The following is a 22311-nucleotide window of genomic DNA, read 5'->3' on the forward strand; positions in this document are numbered from 1 at the left end:
TTTTATGCAACATCACCCTATTTTTATAGTAAGGTAATGACGGTCTATCATAGTTTTGTGGTATTAAATCCGGTACAATGAAAACAATAATTGTCTGCACAGATTTTTCCCAGGAAGCTGAAAACGCCACTCATTATGCTTCTTCTATGGCTAAAGAAAATACATACAGGATTGTGCTTTTCAATCTTCAAACTGTTTCCATCCATGCTCTGAACGCACAGGTTTCAGCTGATTTTTTCTACGCTCAAACGCTTAAAAATCAGAAAAAAATAGAGGATAAGACCGCAGAGCTTAAAAGATTATATGCCGTTGAAACCCAATATCATCTGGCTTCCGGTAATTTTATTGAAGAGCTTGAAAAATGTATACAGCTATGCGGGTGTGATTTTGTCGTGATGGGAATGGCGGAGAAAACTTTGGAACAAAAGCTTTTAGGAAACCGTGTAACGAAGGCAATTCACAGAATTAAAAAACCAATACTGATTATTCCTGCCCACATAGAATATACAGGTATCCGAAAGATTCTTTTTGCATATGATACGCACAAAAGTATGACCTGGTCTTCTATGAATGACATTTATTATTTCATTAATGATTTTAATGCTGAGATTGAGGTTTTCAATGTAAGTGAAAGTTTAGAAGATTTTACGGAAGTTATTCATGATATCGACCTGAATTCCGGGTATGATCTGGATGATATTAAGTACAGCTTTAAAATGATTCAATCTATCGAAGTGATTAAGGCGATTGAAGAGGAAATAAGACTGAGCAGTCCAGACCTTTTAACCATGGTTCCTTATCAATACAATTTTGTAGAATCTCTTTTCCATAGAAGCAAAACAGCCATCATGGCCTATAAGAATAAAATACCATTACTATCAATTCCCTTAAACATAGATTAAGAATCAATAAAAATCTGTTCACATTTGAATTATCCTTTTGCCTGTAAAGGCTAAATTTTACACTTAATCTTGTTTAGCAGGACCGGAAATTAACTTTCCGGTCTTTTTTTAAGCAAAATATCATAAGACTTATTTATGATGACCGATACAATGGGAATATTTTATAAAAATAAACCAGCACATACTATCCCCCTGAATATCAAAAAGTCGTAAATTTAGTAAAGGATAAAAAACAGTGTTTTCCCTCTTTTTTATAGTTGTGCCGTTAGCTAATTTTGTTCAATAAATTAAACACCATAAAAATGAAAACTTACTTTTTTACTAAGATTTTAACTCCCTTGTGTGCAGCGCTTATTCTGGCTTTTTGCCTGCTAAGCTGTACCGGTTGCTCCGAACCACCTAAAGAACCCGTTAGCAATAGTTATAAAAAGAAACTGATCAGCTATCGTGAAGGCCGGGTTCTTTTTGATGAATATACCAGAACCAATCATGAAATTCTCATGAAACACAGAAACGGCGAACCCGATTCACGATGGTACTGGTTCTCGCTGGAAGATATGGAAGGATATATTAAATACGTAAAAGAAAATGCCAGAAAACAAAAATTAAAAAATCCGGGAATCAGAATTTATATGGGGAAATACCCGATGAATCATCCTAAAAACAGAATGGCAAAACCCGAATATGCAGGCTATCAGACTATATTTTTAGTTCCTACGACCCAAAAAAGAGAAAGGGAGAAAGCGATGTCCAGGTCAGCTGCCACCGAAGAAAATACAGATGTATCTTCTATAGAATCTATGAACATGACCAATCTGGCGCCGCCGCCAAAAACATTGTCAGGAACAATGCCATAAAAATACAAAATTATGAACTGGAATATTGAAACAGGGAAACAGATATCGATCGTCATATCCATTGTCGTGATGATTCTAATGATTATAAAATATAGAAAAACCGGAAAGGAGAATTTATTTTTTATCATAGGATATATGTTGTTTTCCCTGATTGATGTTTCCTGTTACTTCTATTTCAGGCTGACCAATCTGCCTACGGATATATTTTATGTAATTGGCTTTTTAATGATCGTATTCTTTCTATACTTATTTTATTATTACCAATTACTGTATGTTCCGATACTCAAAAAGATACAGACTATCATTCTGTTTCTTTTTTTTCTCAATATTGTGGTTATGTTTTACACAGAAGATGATCTGCTTCATCATTTTTCTTTTACTATGCTGTATGTAGATATTCTTCTGTTACTATTTTCAATTATTTTGTTTCTGTACCAAACTTTTAACTCCGATAAAATACTAGAAATTAAAAACTATTTACCATTCTGGATATCAGTAGCTTTACTACTATTTTTCATTGGAAGTATTCCGATATTTTTTTTCAGAACTACTGTTTCGGAGACTATTTATTTCTTTATTTTATTTATGCTGAATCTGATCAGTAATGGGATACTCATATTAGGTTTAATCTGGAACAAACAGGAAAGAATAAGATAAATCCTTTTCAAATGGAAGAGAATAATCTGGTCATCATCTTTACGGTTACTTTATTTATCATCGTTTTAACAATGATCTTCATTTATGCGGTCTTTATCAAGAAAAAAACAACGCTGATGATTGAACAAAAAGAAAAAGACCTACGGTTTGAAAAGGAACTGGCCACTTCACAGGTAGAAATGAAAGAACAGACTCTTAATTATATCGGCCAGGAATTGCATGATGATCTGGGTCAGAAGCTTTCCGTAGTTCGTTTGCGCCAAAACCAGCTGATTACCAAGCTCCGGAATTCAGAAAAAGAAGACCTCATCGAGCTGAATGAATTATTGGGAGAATGTATACAGGACATAAGAAACCTGTCTAAAACATTAATCACTGAACAGATCATTCATTTCGGACTGGCAGAATCCATTGAAAGAGAGGTTCAGAGGATTAAAAAACTGAATTTATTACAAATAGAATTCATCACTCAAAAACAGGATATTGATATTTCTCCAAAACATGGCCTGATCCTCTTCAGGATTATCCAGGAAAGCATCAACAATGTGCTGAAACATTCCAGAGCTAAAAATGTTTCCATACAAATGGAGGATGACTGTGAAAAATTACACATCAGTATCTCCGACAACGGAAGAGGCTTTGATACCAACAGCATTCAGGATGGCTCAGGATTAAAAAACATGGAGCTGAGAGCCAAACTGATTCATGCTGAACTGTCTATACAATCAGAACTGAATAAAGGAACACAAACCTTGATAACCTATCATAAAAATTTATTATGAAAACTATTCCCATAGCGATCGTTGATGATCATACTTTAATCTCCAAAGCACTGGAGAATATGATCACAGAAAATACTCAATATCGGGTCATTATGAATCACCCCAATGGAGAAGAATTTATTGCAGATGTGGAAAAGGCTTCTGAATTACCAGCTGTGGTACTGATGGATGTTAATATGCCTTATAAAAATGGTATAGAAACTACAGAATGGCTTACAGAACATTACCCTGATATTAAAGTCATTGCCCTGACAATGGATGATGATGAAAGAATACTGATTAAAATGTTAAAGGCAGGCGCTAAAGGCTATCTGCTGAAAGACATGCAGCCCTCAATTCTTTTCCAGGCTATTGATACGGTATTTGAAAAAGGCAGCTTTTATACTGATTTTGTGGCTCAAAAGTTATTGAAAGTAAAAACAGAAGAAGCTAAAAACGCCTCTTTACTTTCAGAGCTGAAAGACAGGGAGAAAGAATTTATCAAATGGGCCTGCAGTGAACTCACTTACAAAGAAATAGCTGATAAAATGTGCCTCAGCCCAAAAACAATTGACGGCTACAGAGACTCGGTTTTTGTAAAGCTGGATATAAAAAACAGAGCAGGTCTGGTACTTTTTGCTTTGAAACATGATCTGTGCTAACTTAATTTTTAATCTTATTTATTACTAGAAAAATAAACATCTTTACATTCTATTTACCTATCCGGCAGCTTTTCAAGCTGCCGGATTTCCATTACATAACTCACTCATATGCAAACAAAAAAGGTGTTTTTCCTTTTTCAAAATACAGTTTTTCCCTCTGTTTTTGTCCTTCAGAATGACGGAATTTTGTCATAGAAAAAAACACAGAAAGGCAGCACCCGAAAAGCCGGAACAGAGTAGGGAATATTTTTAAAACTAATACAATGAAAAAAGCACTTATTGTAGGAATTAATGATTATGCACCCATAGGATACGGAGGTCCGGACCTTAATGGCTGTGTAAATGATGCGCGAGATATGGCAAATACGTTGGTGATCTGTGGTTTTAGTCCCGCGAAGATTAAAATCCTGACCAATCAAAATGCAACAAGAGCGAATATATTGAACTATCTGAAATCCATGATCAGCACAAGTGTAAAAGGAGATTCTCTGGTTTTTTATTATTCAGGACACGGAACCAGAGTGGCCAATATCGGATCTGATCTTGAACTGGATGGTCTGGACGAAGCGGTCTGTCCGCACGATTATGCCAATAGTGGAGTTATTCGTGATGATGATTTTAAAGCAGTTCTCAGCAAGCTAAAAGCAGGGGTGAATATGGAGGTTATCTTTGATTGCTGTTACTCCGGAACAGGAACCCGAAAAATGGATCTGGGGCTGGAAGCAGATTTTCTCAACGAAACCGCCCGTTACATTCCTCCTATGCTTGAGGATGAATTTTATATGACTTACGCCAGTGAAATGGAAGTTTCTAAAAGTTCAAAAAAATCAACTGTGCTTACTAAGGCTCTCGTTCCTGTTGCCGGAATGAATCATACATTATGGGCTGCAGCGAAAGACAACCAGGTATCAATGGAAGGCAATATGAGCGGACAAATACGAGGGTATTTCACCTATCATTTCTGTAAAATATTGCGTGCTACCAATGGAAACATCGTCCGAAAAACGCTTGATAAACAAGTTGCTATGGCACTGGCTGCTATGGGAGCAGCCCAGATCAACCAGACAGAAAGCATCACTGCAGAATTTTCACAAAAAATATTCACTTAACCAATAACCATTACCGGCGGAATCCGAAAAGCCATCAAAAGAGTAGGAATATACCAGATTAAAAATAATAATCATGTCAAAAATTGAAAACAACAACCCAATGACCGCTGAAGAAGTGTCAAGACTCCGAAATGTTAAAGCAAAATCGGCAGAAAAACCTGAAACAGTTGAAAAACTATTTAAGCTGGCTCCCGCTATGGAAACCATTAACGGAAGAACTTTTCCTAAAGGGATGAAAACAATAGGAATGCCTATGGACGAAAAAACAGCAGAAAACCGAGCACTGGAAACGGATCACTTCTACCCTAACCATGCTGATTTTGAGTACAATCCAAAGCTTGAACCGAAAAGAGACCGTAAACCCAAATTCATTGAAAGGGATTCTTTCCTTACTCCAGAGAATGCAAGAACTATTTTCGGAGCAGATCAAAGAAAAGTATATAATTCTACTGCTTATCCATGGAGATGTGTTGGCAGAGTAGAAAGCTCTCTCGGTTCAGGAAGCGGCGTGATGATTGGCCCAAGACACCTTCTTACGTGTTCTCATATTGTAGACTGGCAGCCTAATAATACAACAGGATGGCTGAAATTCACTCCCATGTATTACAACGGAAGCGCTCCTTACGGAACTGCCTGGGGTACCTTAACGTATTACAAGTATAAAGTTGCAGGACCTTCTATTGATTCAACAGAAATACAATACGATTATGTGGTAATTGTATTGGACAGACCTATCGGAAACAGCACAGGATGGTTAGGCTCAAAATCTTACTCCGATTCATGGGATGGAGGCGCTTACTGGACTCACGCAGGATATCCGGGAGATCTTACAGGAACACAAAGACCAACTTACCAGACTGGTATTGCCCTGGATGGAGATTTCTGGAGTGCCGATGACAACGAAAGCATGAGCCATAAGGCAGATATATGGCCCGGACAAAGCGGAGGCCCTTTCTGGGGATATTGGGACGGTTCTCCGTATGCTGTAGCAACTCAAAGCGCGCATAATCCAAGTGATAATTTTGCAAGTGGCGGCTCAGATTTGGTCAATCTGGTCATCAGAGCGAGAAATGAACATCCTTAATCCAGTTTTTTAGCCTCAATAACCCCGGCCGCCTTTGAAGGCGGCCGGGGTTATTATTTATCACTGAAGAAATTTTCTGTACATAATGCTCATCAGTATAATTTTTCATGAGATAAATATTGACAATAATGGACAAAGGAATATTGCAAACGTTCAATGGATTGATTGCTCCTGAAAAAAGTTACATTTATTTTTCATTATCTATATGGCTTTAAGTAACAAATAAAAATGATGTAAATCTACTATTTGTTTTGTTTACCCGAAATTCTAATTTCGTTTCCATAATAATCTTTAAAATAAAGAACAATTATAATACACAAATGATAAAAATAATGATTTTACTTAGGAGAGCTTTTTGTACTCTTTATACGTATAATCAGGTGGGTATTGTTTTAGCGTCACTTGATTCTTCCAGTATCCTTATAGTGTTTCCTGCTCATATGCAAGAACAATAAAACCTATTTCTGTTAAATCCAATAACAAGTACTCAAATTAATAAGGATACCCAATCCAGCCAAACTATTAATAATATATGATAATGGAATAACTTATTTCCAAGTGAATGAGTGTATATAATTTGAATAAAAATTCTTTCCTGTTTTTTATGTCATAAATCAAAGCTTTATGAAAAAGAATAATTAAAATACTATGAAAAAAATATTATCGATAGCAACAATATTTTCAGTCTATAGCAGCTTGCTAGGACAAGTGGGAATTAATACAACAAATCCTCAAGGAACTTTTCACGTAGATGGAGCAAAAGACAATCCTTCTTCAGGACTCCCTATACCTACACAACAGTCAAATGATTTTATAGTGACCTCTGAAGGAGTCGTTGGAATAGGAACTGTTCAGCCTTCGGCCTCATCAGTTTTGGACATTACTGCACCAGATAAAGGAGTACTATTGCCAAGAGTTGCTTTAACAAGTGCTACAGATACAACAACAATAGCATCACCCGCTAATGGGCTTTTGGTATACAATACGGGCGCAGCCGGACTTTCTTACATTGGATATGTATTTTGGAATGGCTCTGAGTGGAGATCTTTCCAAAACTCTACCCTTGTTTCCCCTTTATTATCACAAATTAACTGTGGATCAGCATCTCTTAATCCTCCAACTTATACTTCAGGTGTGCCATATACAGGAACTCTGGCCATTCCATATTCTGATGGAAACGGTGGAAATTACGCAGGAGGAACAACCACTACGATGAACGGTTTGCTTTTTAAACTAAATCCAGGAACATTGGCCATAGGTAATGGTTATCTTTATTTTTCGGTGACAGGAACTCCGACGGTAAGTTCACCCTCAGAAAGTAACATCGAAATTAATTCCACTTTAATCCCATTTTACACAGGACTACCATGTACTACGTCTAATATTGGCGCTGGAACAGTTACACCTTCTGGAAGCACAACCTCTGCAGGATATAATATTGACGGAACAACTCCTACTGCTTCTGTAACCTGTTTTGATGGGGGAAATTTCTGCGTAAGATACAACGGAACCACGGCAAGTCAAAAACTTGAAGTTAAACAAAAATATGGTGCCAATCAAGTCATGATATCTTATTCATATTGGGGAGTAGGTTCAGGAAGCGGCAACAGTGGAACATACTCTATCAAAAATACAAACCTATTACAAGATACATGGAGCGTAATGTATGATTTTGGTGGCACTAATAATACTGAAGGAGCTGTAATTACAACTGTACTTGTAGATAAAACGACAGGCAATCTAAGATCTTTCACTACAGAAGCTGACATTGTTGTAAGTTCCGAAATCGGCATCAGCGGCGGGAAAAACAAGCTTTTTTTAAGATTAACAAAAAATTAATTTTCAATCTGTTTAAATTTGACACTATTCCGAAAAGTGTGTAAGTTAAAAAGTTAAGGCTTGGATTATAATCTGAGCCTTCTTTAATTTATTGATTCATAATTGCTTAAATTTTTATTTGAATTGAAAATTCAACAACTTTCTATAAGAACCGATAAAATTAAACTGTAAAAAATATAAATTACTGTTAATCAGTATCTAATTATTGCAATTAACGGAACTCAAAAGGATAAATATCGTCATAACAATAAAGAAGCTTTCCAAAAAATTTGGACATCCTCATAAAAATATAAATTTACTGGGGTCAAAGAAGCCATCCTGGTCTTCTTCAAGCTGTATTAATTTATTTTTGCCTTTTTGTAAAGCTTATCACGTCCTGAAATAACGATAAAAAAAAGAATCGTTATTATGTTAGAAAAACCAATTTATGTAAAACCCCTCGCTGACGCACAAATCCTTTCGTGTGGTCTTCTCACAAGCCAAACATTCTAAAAACAACAATATTATCCAAAAGTCCTTTTTCTTCAGAATAATCTACAGCACTACTATATCTGTAATCTTCTGCACGGAAAACCCAACCTGCTTCAACGGGGTGTTGATGTACATCATTTATTTTTTGCCTGATTATATGATTATTCCAAAGCTCAATTGGTTTATTGTCATGTCTCCAAAACTGATATTGATTTACATTGGATGTTTTTGCTCCTTCCTGAAGAAAAAAATTCAGCAGAAATTCTTTTCTGCTTTCCTGAGGATTTTCTTTGATAACTTTTACAACGGCCTTGCTTGTAAATTTTTTTAAATCACCAATGAGAAGTTCTGGTTTTTGCCCTTGTGTGCTTCAAAAAACTAAATGTACATGGCTTGACATAATACACCATGCGTATATTTCTAATCCTTTATTCTTTTGGCAAAACATTAAGCTTTCTAAAAGAATTTCTTTATATTCATTTCTAATAAAAACATCTAACCAGCCTACTACAGCGATGCTTATAAAGTATAGTCCTTCAGGGTTATGAAATTTGTAGTTTCTGCTCATCTTTTATGTTTTTATAAAGATAAAAACTTTTGAGAAGGTTGGTAACAAAAGCCACACGATACAATCGTGCGGCAGCGGGGGCTTTTTCTTCTACTTTCTGCTCCGCTTATTTTATAGCTTGTTCCGTCGCTTCTTTGGCAGACTTGGAGATCTGTTTGGTTTCTTCTATAAAAACAAAAGGGCTATTTCTAGCTCTTAAATTAATAATCTTTCTCCCACATCTGGATTTCAGGATTCCAGCCAAAAGTATCGGAGTAATCTTCCATGATTACTTTTTCTATCCCTGTTTTAAAATCGTCGGAAACTAAACATGGAAAATCTCCAGACATATAGACTTTGCCATCAGCATCACATTCTAATCCAGCATTATCCAATAGATAGTAAGCAATTGGGAAAGTAAAAGTATTACCATAATATCTAGGATTTTTTAGAAAGCCATCAATCTTATAAATACCTTTTGTTAATGCCTTAAAATTCATAATTCCAGTGACATCATTTTTATTGTATTTATGCGTTTCGACCTCTAAATCTCCGTATTCATATAAAAAATCTTTTAAGAATTGTGGAAAATTTTCAAATCCTTTTATCTTATCAAATTTTGATTTTACATTTCGACCTTCAAACCAGCCAGAATTCTCAAAATATTTCTGTACTTCTTTTTTAAATTTCATGGTATATTTAATTATAAAAAGGGCTATTTCTAGCCCTTAAATTAATACTCTTCTACCCATTGTTTAGTTTCTGGATTCCATTCTAGTGAATTACCCCAATTATCTTCTATGATATTTTCAATACCAGCGATAAAACCATCATTCATTTTATAATAACCATCTCCAATTAAATAAATAGCACCATTAACATCAGTATATACTAAATAATGGTCAGGATAAAAATATCCTACTTTATAAAAGGTACCATTAAATGGCAACTCATTTGTTTCGTTGTCTTTTACAAACTCTGATTTAGTATTTAATGTATTAATAACATCAGATTTATATGGCTTATTGTCTTCAATAACTAAGTCCCCATAAGATTTAAAGAAATCCTTTAAATGGGAAGGTAAGTTATAAAAATTTTTAATTTTTTGGTTCAACTTATTTTCTATGTTTCTTCCCTCAAACCAGCCTGCTTTTTTAAATTGCTTTTGTACTTCTTTTTTAAATTCCATAACTTTTGATTTTAATGAATTTCTTTAATTTTAAAATAATGCAACATAGGATTACACGAAGCACATGCTTTTTTGGGCAATCCTTGGACTAGAGGTTCTTTTAAATTATCAATCCTTAAAGCTCTACTTTTAGTTTTGCTTAAAATTTCTCTTGCCTGTTCTATCTTCATGCTGTTGGCTTTCATCCCAAGCTGTTTTTCTGCTTCAAATAAAAACTCAGAAATACAGACTGGCTCTGCACACATGCCGTGGTTTCGCCTGCTTTTAATTGCTGGATCGGCTATTTCTGTTAACCATTCTTGCACCAACTTGTGTCGCCTTCCTATTATTTTGCTCCTTGCAATTCCTTTAGAAGAATAGCTCACCGTTTGATATACTTTCCCATTTATTTCTCCTTCTAAAACCCCAACTGCTCCGGGTCTAGTAAAAGGATCTTTCCATTTTGTAAGAGCTTCATCCGCATATTGCCTAAGCAGAAAATTCATATCTATTTTCTTCAAGAAAACTTTCTGCTCTTTTGGTGTTCTTTTACCTTTTACCTTTATTTCCTCAATCTCCTCATAAACAGGTGCTTTCTCTTCTACTTTCTGTTCGGCTTCTTTTACCGCTTGTTCCGTAGCTTCCTTAGTTTTTCCTGTTTCCAGAGCTTCTTTGGCAGATTGGGAGATGTGTTTGGCTTCCTGTTCTGTAAGTTCTTCCGCTGTTTCTTTTACCGTCTTTTCTATGGTTTCTTCCACAGCTTCCTCTACCGCTTCTTTTTCTACTACTGCACCTATTTTTGCTGCTTTAGAGCCTTTTAAAACAGGAATAAGAAACATTATAATGTCCGGAACCAGTTCTCCTAATTCTTTCAGCAAAAAGTAGCTTTTCCCCTCATAAGTAAGATACCATTTACCAAAATCCAACACTATTCTGTAAAACTTTTTGCAAATTTTATCCAGTAATTCAAAAGTATTATAAAAAAGGGCAATAACAAAATTTTCAAATTTTTCAGTGAGCTTATCTGTCATTCTAAAGCCTATTTCATCTCTCAATATCAGAATAATGATCGCAACGAGATCACATAAAAGAGCTAAAAACTCCAGTATTCCGTTATAAAGACCCACATAAAATGCATGATAATGTTTTATGATGGTTTGTAAACTTCCATCAGGAATATAGATTTTGGCAAGACCTTCAAGATATCCGTCTGTTATCTTTTGGCATTCATCTATATTTTGATTGATCCATTTTTTTACCACTTTGGAAACGGGATCGTCGTGAGTAATTTTCTTATTAATCTCTGATTTCAAAGCATCATAAGGTTTATGAAAAGACTCTTTTAATGACTTCACCCGGTCTTCCTGCTTGTCATAAAAAAAAGAGTTCGGTAAAAAAGCAGGAGTATATTCTTTTTCAGGCAAATCACCATTCCAGTATTTATCTTCTTTGTATTTTTTGGTTCTTAGCCAATGTCCAATTCCAAAAGCCCAATTAGGAAGATTAAAATCCAAATACTCTCCGCCTTTTATAATCAGCATAAACCAAGAGAAGTCATCAAATTTGTGATTATCATATTCATATTGAATAGCTTTAATCATTAGATCTTTAAAATCTGGTGTACTCTGCTCTTGTTCCACCGCTTGTACTGTTTGTGCTGATACACTAGCTTTCCATGCTCTTTTAATAAATTCTTCTGCAATATCTTTAGGATCATTATCATTCCATGGCAGCTCTCTAAAATACTTATCCTTTAAATCATCAATTACGGCTGATCCAAATTTTACTCGTACTATTTTACCAAAATCAAACTTACCATCATCCGTTTCTATGAAAACTAAGACTTCAAAAGGCCTTTGAGGGTCAGGTATCTTGTTAGGGTCTTCATACATTTTTATGACTTCTTCTCCATCAGGATGAGCATATACTACAAAGTTATACTTTGATGTATCTGAAAAAGCACCATAAGCATCTGCTTGGCTATATGATACCCTTTTTGAAATATCAGCAATCGTAAGATTTCTTTTTTCTATTATTTTTGAAGCTCCAAAAATATTTTTTGCCCATTCATGAATATTTTTCTCCCAGTACTGTCCAAACGGACTATTCTTGAAAGCACTCAATTCCTCAAAAGAATTGCCTGCTAATCCCTGCAACGGGTTTTTATTTCCTTCAAACCCTTGGGTTACTTCATCAAAGGAGAGTATTTTATATCCGGATAAATCTCCGAATTCGTCATCAAAATTTTCCATTTTCTTTGTTTTTAGTTGTTAAACATTTCAATTCATTCAAAGGAAAAAATTGTTTGGAGGTCATATTCTCGGTGAATTTTCTGGTTTGGCTTTCGTTCAACACCAAAAGATCCGGTTGATATTCTTCATCTGACAGAAGCCTTGCATTTTTAAGTCTGTACTGTGCCTGTACCTGATCAACAATCTCAGTATTCTTATTGAGGTATGTTTTTAATCGGATGATATTCTCTTTACGTCATTCTTTATTGATCGTTTCTTTAAGTTCAAGTGTTTTCATAATTTTCATTTTTTATAAAGGCAGGGCTTTAAGGCCCTGCCAGTAAAATAGTTATTGAAGTCATTTAAATAACCTGTTGGTAGCTAAGACAGCTTATTGAGTTCATTACTTTTCAACTCCACAAATTCCTGTAAATAGCTTTTCAGAAGATCCAGAAAACCTATTTTATTATTCTTAACAAGCCAAAGCATGTAATGGTGAGTATTCACTTTAACAATAGATGTTTTAGGATTTCCTTCCTCATCCGGAACAGGGTTCTGCGTTTCTTCATCTACTACAGGAACAAGTATTCTGTTAAAGCTTTCGTCTCTCAGACTTGACCATTCTTCTTCCCCGATCATCCATTCCGGAGTCGGAAGGTTGGAAGGTTCAATTTCATTGGTTTCTTTGTTCCTTAAAACCTGCTGATAAAAAAGATAGGTTCTTGGAAGCTCTGTATCTACTACCATTTTATTGATTCGGATAAATCGGTTAAATGATGGAAGCATAGGATGTTTAGAGATCTGGATTTCACCCAGGTTGAGATGTGTTGTATTGATTTCGTTTAAAAGCTGCTGTACCTGTTCAGGTAGTAATAATTTTTCTTTCATTGTTTTAAAATTTTGTTGGTTAAATATCAGTGTCTATCAATTCGTAGACACTGCTTGATGAAAAGGCAGAATTTTCAGGCTCTGCCTTTTATTGATTTTATCTTAAAGTTTGATACTTGTTACAATTTGTACAGTTCAACGATATTGGCACTTACGCCTGTATTTCCGCCTGTATTCATGTTATACATTCCGAAGGCAACCGGGCCTGTATACCCTGTTTTGTTATAGGTAACCGTTTTGTTATTGAAGTTGACAATGACGGTCCAGCTTCCTCCACGTCTTATAAATGTTGCACTAAGAGCATAGGTAGGCTCCGCAGTAGTTACTGTCTCTGCTGAATTGTCAGGGAATATTTTACACATAGGATACCAGTAGGACTGAACCAACCTGATATTCGCAACCGTTTGATTTAAGAGATCTACTCCATTGGCGGCATTTACCAATCCTACAAAATGGGTCATCGTACCAAAGCCGTTTGGTCCACTTATCGTTGCTGTTTTACCTGTAATTTCAACATTCATGTAAAAATCTTCATCTGCACCAATCAATTGATTTGTCTTTCTGGCTGCGATGAAACTTGAATCATCGGCAGGAGTCTTTACATTACTGTCAGAACTGTAACTTACAGCGGCTCCTGCCTGCGTAATGGCGGATGATACAGCATTATTGTATATTTTCTGTTCCCAAACAATATTATTGAGAGGAACACGCTGGATCTGGCTTGCCACACGGATGGTAAAACTTGTTAAGTACCATGCTACCCCATTCCACAATCTTATTTTATATTCTCCTGCCGGAATATTTTTGAAATTGTAATAGAAGGTCAGATCAATTCCATTAGTATACAACTGAACCTGTGAACCAGGGATGACGGCAACAACAGTAGCAGTATCCGCAGAAATACTATCCTGAGTACATAGCTCCACTTTAAAACCTGTGGCAGGAAGATTTAAGTTGGCACCTTTCAGATTAATCCAAAACGGACGGTCTGTTTTATCCACAATTGGAGGAGATATGACAGCAACACTCATTGTTCCTGTGCTCCATCCTCCGTTCATTTTAGTTTTCCATGCTGCTCTCTCAGCTTCTGTCATTTGATTGGGCATTTCCAACAGTAGATTTTTACTGTCTACAATAGCGTTTAAGCCATCGGTATTCTGAACTACAACTTTTTGGAAATTAGCGGTGTCAGAATTCTTATTGGGCAGCCCGGATAACACATAAGGGTTTCCTAAGGTATTTATCGAAAATGAGGCGTTAAGAGTATGGCTTCTTACTGCACTGTTGGACAGATTTGCATTCATCATATTCTTCCCCAGATCACCTGCAGGAAGTTTGGCAACATTTCCATTATCATTCAATCCTATGATTTTAGGATAATCCTGAGCATTTCCGTCTGTTAAAGGAATCTCTAATTTTTTAGCTAATTTCTCCTTTGTTTTAACATTGTATTGAGCCTGGCTTGCCATTCCTTCTGCTACAAGATCAGCATTTGAAATACTGACATGATTATCAGATAATTCCAGAGGAATAGTTCCATCAACAACGGCATGGGTCTTTAAATCACCGTTTTCATCAACAGCATAATCTGTGTAAGATGGAGAACCCGGAGCTGCTACCTGATAAATAGCATTCGTTTCCCTTTCTCCAATGGGAGGCAATTCGCTTACTCTTATAATTTTTCCTATAATTGGCATTTTTTTTATTTTTTTTAGGTTAATATTTATTTTATTTCCAGTCTCCTGAAATGACTTTCTGTCCTTCAAGCGATTCTACTCCAAGAAGATTGTCATTAGGTTCAAAACTGGTTCCGCAGATTTCTCCCAGTTCATCATCAAACTTCACTCCTGGTTCACAGTTGCAAGGCAGGGCTTTTTTAACTATTAGCCCAATAGATCCCGCCTGAAGAATGGTAAGGGAAGTAGGAATTTTCTCTCTCCATGGCTCTCCTTCTTTTGTCACTTTTGGTGAGCGTAATTCATCCACAATGGATAAGAATAAAGGATCATCAATGACAGGAACTTCACCTCCGTTCCAGATTTGTCCTGTAGCAAGGAAATGTCTCACTGCTTCTTCAAATCCTGGTCTTACCGTAACAATAACTCTTGCCATACCTGACTGCATAAAGGCTCTGAACGTAGGATCATTATCATCAAACTGATATAAATCTGCCCATGATTTTCTTTCACCCCAATAATAGGGGTAGAAATAATAACTCATGATTTCCCATTCAAACGCCTGCTCCATAAATTTGATAAATGCAGCATATTGATCCAGTTTTTCATCCACCTTAATGTCTGTATTCTGAAAAGTTTCTGTAGAAGCATTATCATTGGTATAATATCTTTTTTTACCGAAAGTGAGTAATGCATCAGGATTCTGATTCAGCATATAGGAAATACAGTTTCTTCTTAAAATGGTATTTTCGATCTTTCTGTAGAATCCCGGATTAGATCCTTTGATCTGAGCTCCTACAGCTTTTGCATCTGCCAAGGCAGCTTCATACTTGCTCAACTCCACTTTATAGGCTTCAATAATTTTATTGAATGCTTTCTGAAGCCATCCATTTTTATATTCTTCCTGCAGCACACATTTGATATTAACCGTTGCATGGAAATAATGGGCATTTGTTGTTGCAATGGTGATAGGAACTTCTCTCACGAATTTTAAGAAACCACTGCTGCCATTATCTCCACCGACTAGTAAGCTTGCACCATTTCCCCACCCATTGTAACCTGGGAAAGAATTACTGCTTTTCACAACATACGATTCGGTGATATAATGTTCCGGAATAGGAATAAGATCAGATTTTGAAGAGGCCTGTTTTGATTCAGTGGATGAGTAATCAATGGATTTTCCAACATATACCACAGGTTCCAGCCTTTCATCAACTTCCACATTATAATAACCCAGCCAGTATTTTAACTTAGTGGAATCTGTAAGAGCACTCCAGTCTTTGATCTGCATACCAGCAGATTCTCTTGGATCAATAGGCTTTACCAATTGGTTTTCAGTAGTACTACTTACCTTCATTCCTAATGAATGTAATTTGGCAGGTTCCGGAATCATAAACTCAAACATCATTCTCTTTCCATAGTTAAAGATCTGGTTTTTGACTACTTTATCCACCCAGCGATATACCCCTACAACATGGTTGCTGCCTTTGGTGTTATCAAAACCATGTTTGTTGTTTTCCTCATATTCCTCAAGTATTTTATCAATACGTTCTTCTTTCACCTTGGTAACAATCCTTTCCAAGGCTCTGGCGGTAACATCTTTAGCCTCGGTAACAGCCTGTCTGTTACTTTCCTCCCTAGAACTATGAGTAGCATAGTTGGCAGCAGTATTTAGCATATACTTTGCTCCCGCTCCCCATGATGCATTAAATCCTGCCTGCGCTGCAAAATCCTTAGATTCCTGAAGTACTTTAGAAATTTCGCTTTGCATCTCATTTCTTTCCGTAGAAGTAGTATCCGTCAATTTCTCTTTTTCAGATTCCGTAGATTTGGTGGTTTGGGATTCACTTCTTTTTAATCGTCGTGAAGATTTTTCTCTATACTCCCTTGCCATAATATTTTCGATGTGTGAAACATCTCCTTCTACATAACAGTAGGTACTTTGTTCTACCTTTCGGTAATCTGCAATCCCTATATTTTTCATTCCAAATCCCGAAGGAATAAAAATATCATCCGTATTTGTGGGAGTTCCGTTTCCTCCTCCTTCTCCGCCTGTTATTACTTTTTCTTTTAATGTAAATGTTCCAGTACCTTGAAATCTATTAATTCTATCTGCTGTCCACAATAATTTCCCATTCATAAAATATGTAAGTCCATCATTAAGAACAACTTCTCCTTCTAATAACAAAACTTCCTGTTTTTCCAAAATATTATTTGGAATATCCTCTCCGTTACTAAATAAAGTAGTCACATTAGGGGCATCATAAGTATAAGCTAAAGTCCCATTTGCTAAAAGCTGCTGATCGTATGATTTTATATTATAAATCCCACTTACGATATGTTTCGGATCATTAATATCAGTTGTCAGATACATAGTATGGCTTCCAAGCCCCATACCCCAACGTATTGTTCCTGCTGTAAAAGAAATTTCCTGCGTATTTAAGGATTGGGCTACAGGAACAACAACCCCTCCTACTGTTGTGGAAATCTGCGGATTAAGGTTTACATTACTTAAAATAGTTTGCTGTAATAGCTGATTATTTTGTTCAATGGTTTGGAAAAGCTCTGTAAATGTAGAAATATCATTGAGGGCATTAGTAAGATCAGAAGTATTGAATATACGATGTAGAGCTTCAATATTTTCCTGGTTTACATTTCTTAATAACTCTTCTGTTTCAATTTCTGGACGAAAATTAAATTTGAAATTAGGAACTTCCGGAATCGAAACGTATTTCAGACCTGATAACGCTTCATGATTTTCTGCCGCGAGGAAAATTTCCTTTTGATATTCCTGTTCTTTAACAAGAGCATCATATCTCGCCTGTTCAGGTCTTACACTTTCACTATATTCTTCATACGCCTTATTATAGGCTATTCCATATTCTTTTCTATAATTTTTTTCAATTTTCTCTAGCGCTTTTTTAAGATCTACATTTCCCTTAAGGTTTATTGTTGCTTCTGCAAACTTAAGAGCGCTATTATTAAGAGGAATATTCTGCGGGCTGCTTTCTTCTCTTGAAACAGCTGCATTAGACATTGAATTTGTTTTCGCTTTAAAAAGTTCTTTAGGGAGAACTACTTTGGCTTTTATAATGTCTTCATACTGCTCCTGAGTATTTCCGTCATAATTTGACAGGATATGGTCAAGATGCAGAAACTGAATTAATGTTTCTTTTGCATAAAAATTTTTTTGAGTGACCACCTGATAAATAAGATTATCCCAAATGTTAGAATCAATTTCAACGATAGGTTTTGGAGTCTCTTTATAAGTTTTGATTTTAGCATCGAACTCCTCTTTGGTTGCTTTTGCTTTATTCTTTGCAACCCAAACTGACAATTCATAAAATTGTACACTTTTAGCTTTTAATGATGCTTCTGTTTCTATAGTTAAACCTGTGATCTTTTCACAGACGTTTTTCAAAGATTCTCCAGCTTCTACTCGTGGGTCAATTACTCCCTTTTGTCTTAAGTAGTTTCTGAAAATAAATCTTTTCTCCCTATTCTTTGGATCAGACAATTCTGCGCTGCGCATCGTTGCAAATCTGAATAAAGTTTGTGAGCTATTATTTTGATTAATTGCTTCCATTTTTTAATTTTGTTTTGGTTTTTATAAAGGTTAAGATTTTGAAGGTCTTTTTAGTAGATTGTCTTCAGGTTTTAGCCTTATTTTTTTAGGTGGTTTCCGGCAAAAGATGTCCACCTGGAATTTTGAAGTCTAGTTTCATACGCTGTGTTTTTTCTTGAAGCAAATATCCAACGCGGAAGCGACAGAACTTGACGTATAAAAATATTTTAGTATTTTTTTTCCAACAACAAAAAAGCCACCCAATAGGTGGCTTAAAATATATGTTGCATATTATTACTTGCCGAACATAACACCATTAAAAAATTTGAGATTACTCATATATTCTATCCTCTCTTTTTAACAGAAAAAAATTTCAACTTACATTTTATCTTTTTTGACATAAAAAGAGAGCATATAAATGCCCTCTATAATTTATTCTTCTTTTCTAAAAATTTTATCCCTAAATCTATCCGGTAACTCATCTTTTAGTAATATCAATTTTTCTTCTATAAACTGTAAAGCCTTATTATGAATTGAATTCTCTCTATTATGACGATATCCAGGCGGATGACTGTAAAAATCTTTTCTTAAAGTCTTATACAGCCATTTGTATGTTTGAGAATCTACACAATAAACTACATGACGCTTTTTGACATGAGAAATTTTACCGCCTAAATCATCAAGATCATATTCAAAATCAAGGTTAAAATTTTTTCCGGTTCTTTCATTATCTTCAAAAAATATAACAGGTGCTTCTGTAAAAGCTTTTATCCTTCTCTTCGTTCCACGATCATCTATTTTTGGACCAATATAGTCCATTTCTTCATTTAAGGGTGGAAAAGGATATTTAGTCGTATTATAATGAGGGATTAACAAAATAGAATCTCTTTCGTAAAATTGAATCAATACCATATTTTTAGAATAAGGTTTCCCTAAATTGTTCCCAAACATTGCTATTAACTTATAATTATAAAATCCGTGTTCACTCATGTTTTAAAAATTTAATAGGTAAAGTTATTAAAATCAAATTCGTTAAAATCAGGAAAATGTTTTTTTTGCCATTCTTCAAATTTTAAGCGATCTCCAATATATTTGGGTTTAGAATTAATAAAAGTATTATATGCCTCTTTTAAACCTTCGAGGTGTTCTTTTATCAACTCTTTTGGAGCTCCGTTTGCTTTTAACCTGAGCACTTCTTTTACACGGACTTCATATTCCAAAAAGTTCTTTTCAACAATTGTTAAATAACCTAATTTTGGCATAGCTTGCGGAACTTCTACACCTGGTCGTTTAATAATCTCGGTAGTAGTAGCATATTTTCCTTGCAAGTTTCTCTCTAGCTGTATAATATGGTCAATCTCATGTTCAAGATCAAGGAAACGCATTTCGGGATGCCATTCTATAATTTTATCTATTCTCACCAATTCCAGCTGCCGGGTAAATACAAATTTTTCCGTATATCCCACATCCTGAGTAATATCTGTAATTTCTACAATTTTTATATTTCTTTCTTTTAAAAATTGCATCATCTCATCAAACTTTGGATGCAGCTTCATTTTTACGGTTCCCCATTGTATTGTTTCAGTTGTGGCCTGCTCACCTATTCTGGCAGATGTGTTGACCATTGTTTTGCTTTTCTTCACGAGCAAAAGCAGCTTTTTCATTTGGTCTGCAAGGATATCTCCCTTATTATTCCAGATATTTTTGGTTTTATCGATGAGCCTTTTAAAAGCATCCTTTGGAGATTTTGAAACTTCAGCCGCTATTTCTTCGCCTTTATAAAGTACTGTATAACCTGTTTCTGTAGTATTTCCTGTTTTTACAATAAGTAATTCATCTCTTTGCAGGTTTTGTATGTCCCGGGTATAACCTCCCAATCCATTTTTTGAGAGTTCTTTTGCAACATCATCAATAAAAACCATGCTTTCTTCTACAGAAATAAAATAGCTATATAAAACTCTTTCAAAGTTTTTTGAAGAAACAAAATACAGTTTCTGTAATAATTTTCCCAAAGATTGGCTGGAACCTACTTTTAGTTTTTCCCCATTATAAAATACTTCATATGATTCCTCAGCAATTTTTTTCAGTGAAATTCCTTTAAACTGAAGTTCTCTTACTACCTGTTCAAGATACTTTTCCTGAGAGGAGGAAAGATTAAGAATCTTTCTCCATAATGCATATCTGTCTCCTTTTATTACTACTTCATCTATTTCATTAGTAACAATAGCAGCCTGTCTTGCTTCATAGTCTTCCAGTTCTTTAATAAGCTTTTCTAAATCTCTTTTAAAGAGAACCCAATTTCTGGGAATATTCTTTGCATTTCTTAAAGACTCTAATAAGGCTGGACCTTTAGTAAGAATGCCGTTAATTATTACTTTACTTAAAAAGCCTAAACCCGCCATCAGGTAAATAGTATCCCAATTTTCCACAAACCATTCTCCTCCGTTTTCCGATAGGAATTTACGTATCCCTTCATCCATCATCACAATATCCGTAAGAGCTAATCCTGCTTCCGCAAATCTTATTAATACGGAAGAGGCTCCTCCTGAATAGGCTGCGGCCAAAACAGCCGCTACATCTAATGTAATACGGACCATTTTTACTAATTCCTCATGATTTGCATGATCTGCCATATAATAAAGCATAATAGCGGCATTGGGTGCTGCTTTTACAGGCTTTATTAAAGACGTTTTCATATCAGTATCTTCAATGATCACCAAATCACAGGGGTTGAGGTTTGCATCTTCTACAGTTACAAAGTTTTGCGAGGTAACAGCTCCCATATTAGAAGCTATGACCCTTGTGGAAACTAATTTTTGGTTTGTAATTCTAAAAAGTTTATTCTCTGCCGCAGGTGTAAACTTGTTAAGACGATATAAACTGCCTTTCAAAAAAACGGGTTTATGAAGATTATTCCCTTCCAATATGATAAAAGCATTGACAATAGTTGCAAAAGCAGATTTGGTTTCATAATCACTTATTGTTTCATAAATCTCCATCAGAATTTCCTGATTAGCTTTCAGTTTATCAATAATCCATTTTATATCACTGAAGTTTTGAACGATATTCATAACAGCGGAACCTGTATCTACAAACCATTTTTCGCCATCATATTGGCAAAGCCTCAGGAGATCATTCCAAAGCTGCTCATCTTTTCTGTCCTTTATTGAAGATGGATACGCATTTTCATAAAGCCAGCTAAGTTTGCTGTCGCTTGATTCCACTCTTGAAAATGCTTTCCGGAATTCGTCATTGATAAATGTTTCGCTTGCAGGCTTTATATTCAAATATTTTAAAAGAGTAATAAAGTCAAAAGCATTATCCGTTTTGAGAACTAAAGCAACATCCGTTTTTTTAGTAAGATTTTGTACATAATGATATGTTAATATATATTCAATTTCTTCACTTTGAGTATCTATTCTTATATCATAGTTGATTTCTTTTCCTGGCTGTATCGTAATATATCCTGTATCAGAACCGTATATAACAGTGATTTTTAATTCTCTTTCTTTCAAGCTTAAAGGCAGTCTTACTTTGAACGGAATATCAATATCACCAACATAGCCTGAAGAGAAAGGAGAATAAAAATAATTGTTGCTCGCTTCTTTTGTTTCATAATTCTTAGGATCGAACCAAAGTTCCTTAACTCCTTTATATACTAAATCATTTACTAATTTTTTTATATCACTCATGTTTTTGAAAATTTGTGTTTGTCTTAAAATAGGTTAAGATCTGAAGCTCTTTTTAGTAGAATGTCTTCAGGTTTTAGCCTTATTTTTTTAGGTGGTTTCCGGCAAAAGATGTCCACCTGAAATTTTGAAGTCTAGTTTCATTTTCTGTGTTTTTTCTTGAAGCAAATATCCATCAGGGAAGCGACAGAACTTGACGTATAAA

At 35.2% G+C, this 22311-nt stretch carries 16 protein-coding genes; 8 read left to right on the forward strand and 8 right to left on the reverse strand.

Translation table 11 applies throughout. The annotated features are described in order from the left end of the window. Positions 1–77: 77 nt before the first annotated feature. From BW946_RS04835 to BW946_RS04870, 8 genes are all read left to right on the forward strand, one after another. Positions 78–902 (forward strand): universal stress protein, encoded by an 825-nt coding sequence (locus BW946_RS04835; RefSeq protein WP_076595091.1) that lies wholly within the window; start codon positions 78–80, stop codon positions 900–902. 302 nt (positions 903–1204) lie between these two features. Then, positions 1205–1759 carry a hypothetical protein gene (locus BW946_RS04840; protein ID WP_076595092.1) on the forward strand — a complete coding sequence of 185 codons (555 nt, stop codon included), beginning with the start codon at positions 1205–1207 and terminating at the stop codon, positions 1757–1759. A gap of 12 nt (positions 1760–1771) precedes the next feature. Next, positions 1772–2416: a hypothetical protein gene (locus tag BW946_RS04845; protein ID WP_076595093.1), complete on the forward strand. Its 645-nt coding sequence runs from the start codon at positions 1772–1774 to the stop codon at positions 2414–2416. 11 nt (positions 2417–2427) lie between these two features. After that, complete coding sequence (locus BW946_RS04850; RefSeq protein WP_076595094.1) at positions 2428–3198, forward strand: sensor histidine kinase; 771 nt, start codon at positions 2428–2430, stop codon at positions 3196–3198. Next, positions 3195–3839: a response regulator transcription factor gene (locus BW946_RS04855; protein ID WP_076595095.1), complete on the forward strand. Its 645-nt coding sequence runs from the start codon at positions 3195–3197 to the stop codon at positions 3837–3839. Before BW946_RS04850 ends, BW946_RS04855 begins: the two co-directional genes overlap by 4 nt. Before the next feature lie 263 nt (positions 3840–4102). Continuing rightward, positions 4103–4948 carry a caspase family protein gene (locus tag BW946_RS04860; protein WP_076595096.1) on the forward strand — a complete coding sequence of 282 codons (846 nt, stop codon included), beginning with the start codon at positions 4103–4105 and terminating at the stop codon, positions 4946–4948. A 73-nt stretch (positions 4949–5021) separates the two neighbouring features. After that, positions 5022–6032 (forward strand): trypsin-like serine peptidase, encoded by a 1011-nt coding sequence (locus BW946_RS04865; protein ID WP_076595097.1) that lies wholly within the window; start codon positions 5022–5024, stop codon positions 6030–6032. A 648-nt stretch (positions 6033–6680) separates the two neighbouring features. Continuing rightward, positions 6681–7871, forward strand: a complete 1191-nt coding sequence (locus tag BW946_RS04870) for a hypothetical protein (protein WP_139325967.1) — start codon at positions 6681–6683, stop codon at positions 7869–7871. A gap of 1239 nt (positions 7872–9110) precedes the next feature. Here BW946_RS04870 and BW946_RS04880 read toward each other — a convergent pair. The 8 genes from BW946_RS04880 to BW946_RS04920 form a co-directional block, all read right to left on the reverse strand. Continuing rightward, on the reverse strand, positions 9111–9581 hold the full coding sequence (locus BW946_RS04880) for an SUKH-3 domain-containing protein (protein WP_076595099.1): 471 nt from the start codon (positions 9579–9581) through the stop codon (positions 9111–9113). A gap of 41 nt (positions 9582–9622) precedes the next feature. Then, entirely contained in the window at positions 9623–10078 is a 456-nt protein-coding gene (locus BW946_RS04885) for an SUKH-3 domain-containing protein (protein ID WP_076595100.1), read from the reverse strand. A gap of 11 nt (positions 10079–10089) precedes the next feature. Then, on the reverse strand, positions 10090–12309 hold the full coding sequence (locus tag BW946_RS21035; protein WP_083688784.1) for a YwqJ-related putative deaminase: 2220 nt from the start codon (positions 12307–12309) through the stop codon (positions 10090–10092). A gap of 360 nt (positions 12310–12669) precedes the next feature. Then, positions 12670–13176: a hypothetical protein gene (locus tag BW946_RS04900; protein WP_076595101.1), complete on the reverse strand. Its 507-nt coding sequence runs from the start codon at positions 13174–13176 to the stop codon at positions 12670–12672. Positions 13177–13295: 119 nt separating this feature from the next. Next, positions 13296–14873, reverse strand: coding sequence for a hypothetical protein (locus tag BW946_RS04905; RefSeq protein ID WP_139325968.1), 1578 nt, complete (start codon positions 14871–14873; stop codon positions 13296–13298). Positions 14874–14904: 31 nt separating this feature from the next. Continuing rightward, a complete protein-coding gene (locus BW946_RS21625; RefSeq protein WP_228402462.1) occupies positions 14905–18438 on the reverse strand; it encodes a hypothetical protein in 3534 nt (1177 codons plus the stop codon). Between the two features lie 411 nt (positions 18439–18849). Beyond that, positions 18850–19407, reverse strand: coding sequence for a hypothetical protein (locus BW946_RS04915; RefSeq protein WP_076595103.1), 558 nt, complete (start codon positions 19405–19407; stop codon positions 18850–18852). Positions 19408–19418: 11 nt separating this feature from the next. Continuing rightward, on the reverse strand, positions 19419–22109 hold the full coding sequence (locus BW946_RS04920; RefSeq protein ID WP_076595104.1) for a hypothetical protein: 2691 nt from the start codon (positions 22107–22109) through the stop codon (positions 19419–19421). Between the last annotated feature and the right edge of the window lie 202 nt (positions 22110–22311).

The sequence above is a fragment of the Chryseobacterium sp. RU33C genome, from assembly GCF_900156015.1.
Taxonomy (GTDB): domain Bacteria; phylum Bacteroidota; class Bacteroidia; order Flavobacteriales; family Weeksellaceae; genus Chryseobacterium; species Chryseobacterium candidae.